The organism is Dyadobacter sp. CY327 (assembly GCF_021390415.1).
Classification (GTDB): Bacteria; Bacteroidota; Bacteroidia; order Cytophagales; family Spirosomataceae; genus Dyadobacter; species Dyadobacter chenhuakuii.
In genome coordinates, this window is sequence record NZ_JAJUXJ010000004.1 from 242,913 (window position 1) to 255,587 (window position 12,675).

Here is a 12,675-nt window from a genome sequence, read left to right on the forward strand (position 1 = left end):
AGCTAAGTGACCAATGACGTTTGAATTAACCAAAGATTACGTAGAGCACATTCTGGAACTGATTGAAAAACAGGATTCTGCTTCCATCAGGAGGGAAACGGAGAGCCTTTTTCCGGCAGATATCACCGGTCTTTTGTCAGAGCTGGAAACAGAGAGTGCCAAATTCCTGATCACGCAGCTGAATGTGGAACGCGGGGCGGAAATCCTGGCGGATATGGATCCGAATGAACGTCGTGAGTTTTTGAAAGCATTCACGTCAGAAGAAATCTCTCATTTTGTCAATCTTTTCGATTCTGATGATGCGGTGGATTTGCTGAACGAGCAGCCTATCCGTGTTCGCGAAGAAGTGATTGCCTTGCTGGAAGACCGCGAACAAGCGCGTTTTATCCTCGATCTGCTGCATTACGACGAAGATGTGGCGGGTGGTTTGATGCAGAAAGAGTTGGTAAAAGCCAATGTCAATTGGAATGTAAATCAATGTATTGAAGAGCTCCGTAAGCAAGCAGAGGATGTTGGGAAAGTGTATGCGGTTTACGTTGTTGATGATTTTGGCAAACTGCTAGGCCTTCTTTCACTTAAAAAAATCGTCCTGGCACATAAAAATACGCGCATTGAAAGTCTGTATGACAAAGATGTGATTTTCGTGGAAACTTACCGCCCGGCCGAAGAAGTAGCCGAGCTCATGCAGCGTTACGACCTTGACGCACTGCCTGTTGTAAATGTGCAGGGAAAACTTTTGGGCCGGATCACCATTGATGACGTGATCGACGTGATCACAGAGCAAGCCAGCTCGGACACATTGGCGATGGCGGGTATTACGGGTGATGTGGAAGAGGACGATACAATCTGGCAGCAGACCAAAGCACGTTTACCGTGGCTCCTGGTGGGCATGATGGGAGGAATTCTGGCCGCAAAGTTTATTAGTTTTTTTGAAGGAGATTTGAAAATTATTCCCGCTATGGCGGCATTTATTCCTATTATCGGATCCACCGGCGGGAATGTGGGCATTCAAACCTCTTCTATTATTCTTCAAAGTCTGGCTGATAAAACCGGCTTGGACACAACGGTTGGGCAGCGACTGATCAGAATGTTTGCCGTTGCATTTATCAATGGCATTATCATCAGCACCATTGTTTTCGGATTTAATCTTTTGATTGGCAACGATATACAATTGGCATTGGTCGTCTCGGCAGCATTAATGTCCGTCGTTTTCCTCGCCTCATTTATGGGGACCATGACACCGATTTTACTTGAAAAAATAGGCATTAACCCCGCAGTAGCATCCGGCCCCTTCATCACCACAGCCAACGACCTCATCGGCTACGGCGTATATTTCGGGCTGGCACATTTGCTGCTGAATCTTTAACATTCACTCAAACTAATCGGAATATTCACCGCTAACCCGCCTTCCGACGTCTCCTTATAGCGATTATTCATATCCAGTGCCGTTTCCCACATGGTATGCACCACATTGTCCAGTGAAACTTTCGCATTATCCGGGTTACTTTGCAAAGCTAGCTGACAGGCAGTAATCGCCTTAATCGCTCCCATTGTATTCCGCTCAATGCAGGGAATCTGCACCAAACCGCCCACAGGATCGCAAGTAAGGCCCAGATGATGTTCCATCGCGATTTCAGCAGCCATCAAACATTGTTCAACCGTGCCACCGGAAACCTGCGCCAATCCAGCAGCAGCCATAGCCGAAGAAACGCCAATTTCAGCCTGACAACCGCCCATAGCAGCCGAAAGTGTGGCTCCTTTTTTAAAAATACTCCCAATCTCACCGGCTGTCAGTAAAAACCGAAACACATCTTCCTCCGTCCCTCCGCAAAAAGTAAGATGATACTGAATCACCGCCGGAATCACTCCTGCCGACCCGTTTGTTGGCGCAGTAACAACCCTGCTATATGATGCATTTTCTTCATTAACTGCTAAGGCAAAGCAACTTACCCAATCCAATGTATAGCTAAACCCCGCACCGCTCCGGCGGATCGCGTCCATCCAGTCGTCACAGCCAGCGCAAACAAAGTCTTTCAATAGCTTCTCGTTTAATGCTGCCGCCCGCCGCTGCACATTCAAACCACCCGGCAAAACACCGTTCGTCTGGCAACCATGGAAAATGCTTTGCTGCATCACGTGCCAGATGTTCATTAAATTGCTTCTTACCAGTTTTTCGTCTTTCCAAACTTTTTCATTTTCTAAAACAATCTCCCAAATCGATTTTTGTGAAGCATGATGCCATTTCAGCAAATCCGCAGCCTGGTCGATTGGGTAAGGAAGATCCACGCATGGCTTCACCTCGTCCCCCGCCTTGCCCTCCTGAATCACGAAACCGCCGCCTACCGAGTAATATGATTCTTCAATCAAGCCTTTGTTTCCGCAGTTTGCAATGAATGTGAGGCCATTGGGATGAAATGGAAGTGTCTCGTTTTTATAGAAGATAATGTTCTCCTTAGGAGAGAAAACCACCTGTAAGTCACCGGGGAGCACGATGCATTCCTTTGTGGCAATTTCAGCCAGGATCTCATCAATATGTTCTGTCTTCACCGTAACCGGATCATAACCGCTCAAACCCAGGATCACCGCAATATCCGTCCCATGCCCCTTACCCGTTTTGGCCAGTGAACCATAAAGATGAATGTCAACCGCCCGCACCTCGTCCAAGGCATCCTTCGCCTGAACAGCCTGCAAAAATTGCTGAGCCGCCCGCCAGGGCCCAATCGTATGCGAACTAGAAGGCCCAATCCCAATCTTAAAAATATCAAAAACGGATATGCGTTCTTCTTTCATTTTTGGATAGTTGACTTGACCTTTGTAAAGTTAGCGAGACTTTTTGAGGTTTTGGAAACTTGGAAATTCTTGGGTTACCTTTACGGTATTCGAATATTCAAGCATAATCAAATGATCGCAGTAATCCAGCGCGTAAGCAGCGCTTCTGTTACAATTGAAGGAAAAGTTGAAGAGGAAATACAAAAGGGCTTTCTGGTTTTATTAGGCATTACACATCTTGATAGTCAGGAAGATATCGAGTGGCTGGGCAGGAAGATTGTTGGTCTGCGGGTGTTTGGGGATAGTGATGATAAGATGAATCTTGACCTCAAAGCTGTGGACGGGGACATTTTGCTGATCAGCCAGTTCACGCTGCATGCGAGCACAAAAAAGGGAAACCGGCCCTCCTTCATCGAAGCAGCCAGACCTGAAATAGCAACCCCACTTTACGAAGGAATGATCACCTTTCTGGAAAAAGAAATAGAAAAACCCATCCAACGTGGAATCTTCGGTGCCGATATGAAAGTGGCATTGCTCAATGACGGGCCAGTAACCATCATCATAGATTCAAAAAACAGGATTTGAGATAAAAGGCAATCAGCAATCACATAGTCAGAATCAAATATCATATCACTCAAACATTCACTCATTCAAAATTCACTCATTAACCCCATGACCATCCAAGAAGCCCAAACACAAGTTGACAACTGGATCAAAACCTATGGCGTCCGTTATTTTTCTGAATTGACTAATATGGCGATCCTGACGGAAGAAGTAGGAGAACTTGCCCGCATTATGGCGAGGACATATGGAGATCAGTCCTTCAAGAAATCGGATTTGGGCAAAGACCTGGGCGATGAAATGGCGGATGTAATGTGGGTGCTGATATGCCTTGCTAATCAAACGGGCGTTAACCTGACCGAGGCTTTTGAAAAAAACATGGCGAAGAAAACGGAACGCGATAAGGACCGGCATAAGAATAATGAGAAGTTAATTGACTAGATATGCTTGTAATGTTGATTCTCAATTTCTTCTAAAAACAAGAAGAGAGCCCGGTTGCCCAGGCTCTCTTCTTCATTTATAATGCAATGCTTGAATTACATATCCAGCAATAATCTCATTGGATCTTCCAGAAGCTGCTTCACGCGAACCAGGAAGCTTACAGAATCTTTACCGTCAATGGTGCGGTGGTCATAAGAAAGTGCCACGTACATAATAGGACGGATAACGATCTGGCCGTCCACCACAACTGCGCGTTCAACAATGTTGTGCATTCCCAGAATCGCTGACTGCGGTGCATTGATGATCGGTGTTGAAAGCATCGAACCGAATGTTCCTCCGTTGGTGATCGTGAATGTTCCACCGGACATTTCATCCAGTCCAAGTTTTCCATCCCGTGCGCGAACGGCCAAGCGAACGATTTCTTTTTCAACTGCTGCAAATGACAATGTTTCAGCATTGCGGATCACAGGCACAACCAAGCCGCGAGGCGTAGAAACTGCCACCGAAATGTCTGCATAATCATTGTAAACCAGCTCATCGCCGTCCATATAGGCATTAATAACCGGGAAGTCTTTCAACGCAACGGTTACTGCTTTCACAAAGAATGACATAAAGCCTAAACCAACTTCATGCTTCTCTTTGAATTTATCTTTGAATTTCGAACGTACGTCCATAACCGGCTTCATATCCACCTCGTTGAACGTGGTAAGCATGGCCGTTTCATTTTTCACTGCAACCAATCTGCGTGCGATGGTCTTACGCAGTGAAGACATTTTCTCACGACGCTGACCTCTTGCTCCGGCTGGCGCTGCGGCAGGTGCTGCAGGTTTCGGAGCAGCTGATTGTGACGGTGCAGCAGTTTCAGCTGGTTTACTGCCTGCTTTCAATGCATCGTCTTTCATAATGCGTCCGCCTGATCCTGAACCATTCACGTCTTTCGGATCAATTCCTCTTTCAGCTAAAATTTTGGCAGCAACAGGTGATGCGTGTTTTTCGCTGTATGCTTTATCTGATCCGCCTGTCTCCGCGGCTGGTGCAGCAGCTTGCTGGGAAGATCCTGCGGATGCCTGTGCCCCGCCGGCTCCCGGCTCAATGGTGCAAATGATCGCACCAATGGACAACGTTTCACCTTCTTTTCCAACAATCCGCAACGTTCCTGCTGCTTCTGCGGGTAATTCAAATGTTGCTTTATCCGATTCAAGTTCGCATAGGATCTCGTCAACTTCTACGTGATCACCGTCTTTTTTGCTCCATGAAGCAATGGTAACCTCCGTAATAGACTCTCCTACTGCCGGAACTTTCATTTCATATGGTTTCCCACCTCCTGCAGGAGCGGCAGCAGCTTGTGCTGGCGCAACAGCGGCTGGTTCACCTGCTTTGTCTTCAATTTTATCGGCAGCTGGTTCCTCAGCGGCGGACGCAGCTGGTGCAGCGGCGTTGGCAGCAGGGGCAGCTTCCTGTTTCGGAGCAGTATCTTTCGATGCACCGTTCGCGGCTGAATCGATGGTTGCAATCAGGTCGCCAATGTTCAGCGTATCGCCTTCCTGCGCTTTAATGTGCAGGGTGCCTTCTGCTTCTGCTGTCAGTTCAAATGTCGCTTTATCCGAATCAAGTCCACAAATGACCTCATCCATTTTCACAAAATCGCCATCATTTTTGAACCAATTCCCTATTGTAACCTCTGTAATGGACTCGCCAACGGGCGGTACTTTTATCTCAATTTCAGCCATTTTATGTGCAATCTTGTTATCGAACTAAGTGTCTAAATTTTATAGGAATATCATTCAAAAGCTCTGCTAATAATCTCTGCCTGCTCTTTCGCATGGATTTTCGAGAAACCGGTCGAAGGAGAAGCGCTTGATTCGCGGGCAATTACCTGCAATGGATTTGCGCCTTTGTACATTCTCAGCATGAATGTCCAGCCACCCATATTGAAAGGTTCTTCCTGCACCCAATATACTTTTGCATTGGTATATTGTGCCAAATGTGCATCAATCTGCGTCTGCGGGAACGGATGCATTTGTTCAAGACGGATAATGGCAACATCGTCGCGCTTGTCTGTCTGCTGTTTTTCGTAAAGCTCATAATAAAGCTTTCCTGTGCACAGCAACACTTTTTTCACCTTTTTCGGATCTGCAAAAGTGTCTCCTATCGTTTCCTGGAACGAGCCGTTAACAAGGCTGTCGATCGGCGAAACACACAATGGATGTCTCAGCATCGACTTTGGCGACATTACTACCAAAGGCTTGCGGAACGGGAATTTCAACTGCCTGCGCATCAGGTGGAAGAAGTTTGCAGGCGTTGTTACATTTGCTACAATCAGGTTGTAATTAGCAGAAAGCTGCAAATAACGTTCCGGCCGTGCATTGGAGTGCTCCGGCCCCTGGCCTTCATATCCATGAGGGAGCAGCATTACCAATCCTGTCCAGCGATCCCATTTCGTTTCACTTGAAGTAACAAACTGGTCAATGATCACCTGCGTACCATTTGCAAAGTCACCAAACTGTGCTTCCCAGATCACCAATGCATTAGGGTTTGCCATGGAATAACCAAATTCAAAACCTAAAACGCCGTATTCTGATAGCAGCGAGTTATAGATCATGAACGGCCCCTGACCTTCCTGAATATGCTGTAAACTATTATAAGCTGCATTCGTTTCCACATCCCTGAGCACCGCATGACGGTGAGAGAATGTTCCGCGCTGCACATCCTGGCCGCTTAATCTGACAATGTTCCCTTCCGTAAGAATGGAACCGTAAGCAAGCAATTCGGCTGTTGCCCAGTTTACTTCTTTTTTATCAAAAATCATTTGCTCACGATCTTTGAGCAACTTATCGATCTGTTTCAGACGGCTGAAATTCTCAGGCGTGCTGATCAATGCCTTCCCGATCTTTTCCAATGTTTCCAATGGAACACCGGTTTCAGGCGATTTTTCAAAATCTTCCGGCCTCGATTTGCGCAATGTGTGCCATTCCTGTTCCAGTTTCGGCATGATATATGGCAATGCTTTTTGCTTCACCATATCCAAGCGCTCCTGCAAAAGCTGCTTGAACTCTTTGTCCATGTTAGCCGCCAGCTGCGCGTCTATATCGCCGCGATCTGAAAGCGTTTTTTGATAAATCTCCCGCGGATTCTGGTGATTCTCAATGGATTTGTAAAGAACCGGCTGCGTAAATTTCGGTTCGTCCGCCTCGTTGTGACCATGACGACGATAGCAAACCATATCAATGAAAATGTCCTTATTAAACGTCTGACGATATTCCACAGCCAGTCGCATACAGAACACAACTGCCTCAGGATCATCCCCATTTACGTGTAAAACAGGCGCATCCACAATCTTAGCAATGTCTGTACAGTAAATGCTGGACCTTGCGTCAATGAAGTCTGTTGTGAAACCAACCTGGTTATTGATCACAAAGTGAATGGTCCCACCTGTGTAGTAGCCATTTAAAGCAGACATTTGGGTCACTTCATAAACAATCCCCTGACCGGCAACCGCTGCATCACCGTGAATCAGAACAGGCAGAACGCGGTCGTAATCACTGTCGTACATGCCATCGGCGCGTGCGCGGATATAACCTTCTACAACCGGGTTAACGGCTTCAAGGTGAGATGGGTTAGGTGCCAGTTTCAAGTGTACTTTTTCACCATTCTTGGTTGTGATCTGGCTCGCAAAACCCATGTGGTATTTCACGTCGCCGTCTCCCCAAACCTGATCCGGCAAGTTACCTTCAAACTCGTTGAAGATCTGGCCGTAAGTTTTCTGCATCACGTTGGCAAGCACGTTCAGACGGCCACGGTGTGCCATCCCGATCATCACTTCAACAACGCCCATCTCAGCAGCCTTGTTGATCATCGCGTCCAATGCAGGGATGGTAGTTTCGCCACCTTCCAGAGAAAAACGCTTCTGACCTAAATATTTTGTGTGAAGGAAATTCTCAAAAACAACCGCCTCGTTCAGCTTTGAAAGAATATGTTTTTTCTCATCAATCGAGAAACTCATATTCAATGCTTCCTTCTCAATTTTCTTGCGCAACCAGCTTTTTTGCTCGCGGTCACGGATGTATAAATATTCGAAACCAATGTTTCTTGTATAAATCGTTTTAAGCGAATCGACGATTTCACGCAGTGATGCCGGACGACCGAAAAGCTCAACGCCTGCTTCAAAAACCGTGTCCAAATCTTCATTCCCAAGATTAAAATCAGCGATATCTAACTGAGGCTGACGATCCTTGCGTTTTTGAATGGGGTTGGTAGTTGCCAGTAAGTGGCCTCTTGACCTGAATCCACGGATTAGGTGAACAACTTCCATTTCCTTGCGGATACGGGAGGGATCGGTTTTCGAAATTGTGGCTGCTTCCTTGCCATTAGCAGCGCCGTTCGCGTGGCCGTTGCCGTTGACAGGATACTTTTGTGAGAAGTCAAAGCCTTCAAAAAATTTCTGCCAGCCTTCGTCTACTGAAGCTGGATTCTGCTTATAGGAATTGTACAATTCCTCTATGTAAGCGCCGTCGGAATTTGCTATATATGTGTATTTATCCATCACAAAAGTGAGTATTTCATTTACCGCACAAAGGTACGAGACTTATTAAAACATTACGAATAAATTATCCTTTTAACTTAGGCCAAAAACGATCTCTGACCGTCCAGCCGCACTAGTTTTTCTGAAACCCGTTCGGACTCGGGACAAATTTCAGCATAAGTTCATGTATGCCTTTCGGGCCGGAATAGTTGGCGTAAAGTTGCTCAACCTGGCGCGTGCTGTAAAAATATCCCAATCTGATATTCTTTCCTGCCTGCACTTCTGCCGAGATCTGCAAATAATCCACTTTCTGCGAAAAAGACTGATATCCGCCCCCAATGCGGTATGACGCCCCTATGCCGACTTTTTCATTAAACCAAAACCTGCTGCCCAGGTCGAAACGCAATGCATGGTCCTTCTCCTGGACAAACAGAACGTGCGGCAATATCATCAGATCATCATTTAGATAGTAACTGCCACCAGCCATTATATATAAGGGACGACGATAAACGCTGGTTATTGCCTGATTGCCGAAATTCTGTGTCAATAGTTCCGGTTTTGATATCCCGAAATACAGACGATCCGAACGCAGCCATGCCCCGATTCCGAAACTTCCTAACACCGTATTATTCCTGGGAGAGCTCAAATCCACAACCGGAAGCACATTAATTCCACCCTGCGCACCAAGCCCGAGCTTCCAATTGTCCGAAATACCGAGATGATAGGCGAACGAGCCGGAAAAGCCCGTGGTAGTGAAAAAACTCGTCTGGTCATTCAATGCCATAAAGCCTATTCCAAACTTGCCATTGGCAACGGTCCCGTCTGCGGTGAATGTCTGACTGGATGGGGAGTTTTGAATGTTAAACCATTTTCTGCGGAACATTGCCGTCATATTGAAAGTCTCCCGCACACCTGTAAAGCCGGGGTTAATGGTCATCGGGCTTTGCACGTATTGTTCGTAAAGGACTTCTCTTTGCGCCAAAACAGGCTGTGAACTTGCGGCTGCCAACAGCAAAAGGCAAACATTTAATCTGATCCGGAAAAGTTGTGTGTTCATGAGATTCATTTAAATCAATTACTAACTAAAAATGGCAAGAGAGGTTATCCCTTGCCACCAATAAGAACCGTGAATTTAAAATTTATACTGATTTTTTAATTAAAAATCATAGCCTAATGTCACGTAAGGAACGGCCTTATTTGTATAACCGTTGTCGACACCCCAGGCGTAATCAAACTTAGCATAAAAGCCGAATAACGTCGTTCTGGCGCCTACTCCATAACCCATTAAATACGGATTTTTGAAGTTGGTAACCGTTGCACGGAAAGGATCTTCCTCGCTTCCAATGATTTGCGTATTCAAACTGTTGTTTTCGCTGAATGGCCCCTTACCCGTCCATGCAGTTCCGATATCGCCAAAACCGACGATCTGGAAGTTGCGCAGGAAGCTGGAAGTGATCGCACCGCGATAAAGATATTTCACCAATGGAATTCTCAATTCGGCATTCAGCAACATATAGCTTGTTCCGGATAATCGGTTCAGCTTAAAGCCTCGCAAATTAGTGGCGAAATCTGCGAAGAAAATGTCGCGGTTGTCTTTTTGGAAATCGAGCGGGTTGTCACCGGTGCGTACTTCCTTCTTGTTTCCGATCCAGTTTTCCATCCCACCCAGAATGTTCTGTTTTGGCGCCTTACCACCCGAATGACTCGCCGAAGCACGAACCGCCAGGATCAGGTCGCGGTGGATTTTTTGGTAATGACGAAAATCGAGGCTTACGCGGTTGAAACTTTCATTGCCATTTGACAGGCCTTGTTGTAGGTCATAACGGATCTTGAAACGCGTTCCTTCCATCATATTCATACCGTTTACACGCGTGTTATCAAACACATATTCACTCCGCAAACCGCCATAGTTGGAGGCCAGGTCAGGATTTGGCAGCAAATACACATCGATCATACGTGTAGAGCTGAACATCGGGGAAAGCGAGAAGCGGCTTGTCGTCGAAAATGGATAGGATGCCGTAAACATCAGCTGGTTAAACCGGTATTTCTGCGGCGCTCCCTCAGAATCAACGTAAAGGCTTTTTCTGTCAATGCGAAGCCCGAAATCAATGCGGTATGTATTGTTATTATATTCTGCAAAAAGATCGCTGTTGCGGAAATTCGAGGAAATGAAAAGTCCTGCTTTGATCACATGGTTTTCAAGCAGATCATTCATCGAAATGGACTGAGCGTAACCAAATCCTCTGATCGGGTCGATGCGCCAGTCCGAATTGGCGTCATTGGTAATGAATAAGCCTTTGTAAGGATATGGCCCTTTGATAGCAATGTTCTCCCTTGTCGCTTTGGACCTCGACAATGTGCTTGGCGATGTCGGGAATGTTCCCCGGCGCTGTTTTGATTCGAAAGCTTTCAGAACGTCCTCGTCAAATTCGTAATTATCGGTATCCACTTCGCCTTCTTTCAGAGCGATTTTAGGCATTCCGGCAGGTTTTGCCTGCTGTGCAGAATCTGCTTTCTGGCCTGTTGTTGCACCAGCAGCTGATGTTCCAGCCGGGGCAGCCGCAGCAGCACCATTGGTCAATGGCGGTGTGTTTACTGTTGCATTGATATTAAAACCATTTTTGAAAGCCGCTGTGTAATAACCGTCGTTCAAATAAGTGTAAGCCAATCCTCCACCCGACTTGGTTGTCAAATCCGCATTTCTGATGCCTTGAATGTAGTTGGTGAGCTGGGAATTTGTATTGCTTGCACGGTTAAATTTAAAAAGGTTGCTTACGCCTTTCTCATTGGAGATGTAAACAATGTCATTTTCGTCCGCATAAACCGGCAGTATCTTGGTTTTTCCATCCGCCTGAACGAGTTTCAGTAGATTGTCCGACTTGGGCGTTCCATCATGCTCGAAAATCGTAAATGAGCCCGAAATTGATTTGTAATTTCCCTTATCGCCGGTTCCCAGCGAATCCACAGATCGGTTTGAAGAGAAAACCACCCTGCGCGACGATCCTTGCACGAAACGTGGGGAAAGATCATCGTAAAGATCGCTGGTTAATGGCAATGCAGAAGCCCGCGCAACGCTGATCAGATAAAGGTCATTTTGTCCGCCCTTATCCGCACTTACGGCAAGCATTGTTCCGTCATGCGAAACATCCATATCCACAATCTGATCCAGACCACGAATATTTCGTTTCAGCTTCACCTTGACCTTTTTCGTGCCCAGGTTTTCATACTGATAAAAATTCTTGCGGTCATTTTCAGTAGCCAGGATCGATAACACATTATTCCGGGACCAGCCTAAAAGCGGTGGCTGCGTTTTCACCCTTCCACCTATGAAATCAAGCTTGCCCTGACGAACGATTTTCTTACTACCGGTCTCACTATCAAACAAATAAACCCTGTAACGACCATTCTTGATCTCACTGACGGCAGTAAATTTCTTATCCGGAGACACCTTAATCACGGCGCTTGCATCGGAAACGCCGAATTCATTCAGCTTATATTTCCAGGTTGGAGCCGGATCAGCGTAAAACTGCTCGGCGTTTTTGTTTTGGTTTAAATAATACGCTTTCCAATCACGTAGAAAACGGTTGTAAGACTGAATTCCCAAGGTGCTGGTAATGCTGGTTTGCTCGGTCCTGATAATGCGGGTAAGGTTCAGGATATCTGAAATCTTGTCTTTTCCGTAGCGTTCAGCAATGTAATTCCAAATGGAGTGGCCGATTAGTGTAGCGTCATTGCCAGTCATTAATGTCGGCTTACGCACATTGCGGTTTTTGAAAAAATCACGCATGTAATCATTCAATTCCGGCGACCAGCCTTCTGCAATGTAGGCAGCAGTTCCTGACATGAACCATTCTGGTAGCGTCAGCAGCAATGAACTTTGCAGCGCTTCCTTCATATTTCCTCCGTAAAGCATGTCGTAGACAAACAATAGGCTAATGTCTTTTACCAGTTTCTGGCGAAATGTGACCTGGTTTCCAGTGTATGCAACTTCTACCCGCGACTGGGAAAGATCCAGTTTCTGCTCATTAAGGTTATCCAATGTGGACAGCCCCATGTTGCTCTGTTCCAACTCGGCAGGAGAATTGTAAAGAAAGATTTTTACACGGCTGTAAGGAGTCCAGCCCAGGATATCGGTGATCTTATCAAATTCACTTTCAGCATATTGCGCCGTCAGCTTGGCAAGCGCAGTTCCGCCCTGGTAGTGATAGATTTCGAAATTGGTTGTTCTGAATATTTTCCAGTTAAAGGTCTTGTACTGGACCCTGTTCTTTCCAAATGTTTCCTGGGAGGGGTAGCGTTGCGCTACTGATTCGGTAAATAATCCTAAAACCGCTAAAAGACCGACCGAAAAGGTTAACTTGTATATAGATTTTATGCTCATA

At 46.2% G+C, this 12,675-nt stretch carries 8 protein-coding genes; 3 read left to right on the plus strand and 5 right to left on the minus strand.

Going from position 1 to position 12,675, the window contains the following annotated elements:
• Nucleotides 1-13: 13 nt before the first annotated feature.
• Nucleotides 14-1,366 carry a magnesium transporter gene (gene mgtE, locus LZG74_RS12635; RefSeq protein ID WP_233796935.1) on the plus strand — a complete coding sequence of 451 codons (1,353 nt, stop codon included), beginning with the start codon at nucleotides 14-16 and terminating at the stop codon, nucleotides 1,364-1,366.
• Here the strand turns inward: mgtE and LZG74_RS12640 are convergent.
• Nucleotides 1,363-2,790 (minus strand): L-serine ammonia-lyase, encoded by a 1,428-nt coding sequence (locus LZG74_RS12640; protein ID WP_233796936.1) that lies wholly within the window; start codon nucleotides 2,788-2,790, stop codon nucleotides 1,363-1,365. The two genes, mgtE and LZG74_RS12640, sit on opposite strands and share 4 nt — an antisense overlap.
• 111 nt (nucleotides 2,791-2,901) lie before the next feature.
• Here LZG74_RS12640 and dtd point away from each other — a divergent pair, with 111 nt between their 5' ends.
• Nucleotides 2,902-3,354 (plus strand): D-aminoacyl-tRNA deacylase, encoded by a 453-nt coding sequence (gene dtd / locus LZG74_RS12645; protein ID WP_233796937.1) that lies wholly within the window; start codon nucleotides 2,902-2,904, stop codon nucleotides 3,352-3,354.
• An 87-nt stretch (nucleotides 3,355-3,441) separates the two neighbouring features.
• Nucleotides 3,442-3,771, plus strand: coding sequence for a nucleotide pyrophosphohydrolase (locus LZG74_RS12650; protein WP_233796938.1), 330 nt, complete (start codon nucleotides 3,442-3,444; stop codon nucleotides 3,769-3,771).
• Nucleotides 3,772-3,866: 95 nt separating this feature from the next.
• On the opposite strand, the gene odhB is transcribed toward LZG74_RS12650, so the two are convergent.
• The 4 genes from odhB to LZG74_RS12670 form a co-directional block, all read right to left on the minus strand.
• Nucleotides 3,867-5,501, minus strand: coding sequence for a 2-oxoglutarate dehydrogenase complex dihydrolipoyllysine-residue succinyltransferase (odhB, locus tag LZG74_RS12655; RefSeq protein ID WP_233796939.1), 1,635 nt, complete (start codon nucleotides 5,499-5,501; stop codon nucleotides 3,867-3,869).
• 50 nt (nucleotides 5,502-5,551) lie between these two features.
• A complete protein-coding gene (locus tag LZG74_RS12660) occupies nucleotides 5,552-8,314 on the minus strand; it encodes a 2-oxoglutarate dehydrogenase E1 component (RefSeq protein WP_233796940.1) in 2,763 nt (920 codons plus the stop codon).
• Between the two features lie 112 nt (nucleotides 8,315-8,426).
• Nucleotides 8,427-9,350, minus strand: a complete 924-nt coding sequence (locus LZG74_RS12665; protein ID WP_233796941.1) for a PorP/SprF family type IX secretion system membrane protein — start codon at nucleotides 9,348-9,350, stop codon at nucleotides 8,427-8,429.
• A gap of 99 nt (nucleotides 9,351-9,449) precedes the next feature.
• A complete protein-coding gene (locus LZG74_RS12670) occupies nucleotides 9,450-12,674 on the minus strand; it encodes a hypothetical protein (protein ID WP_233796942.1) in 3,225 nt (1,074 codons plus the stop codon).
• Between the last annotated feature and the right edge of the window lies 1 nt (nucleotide 12,675).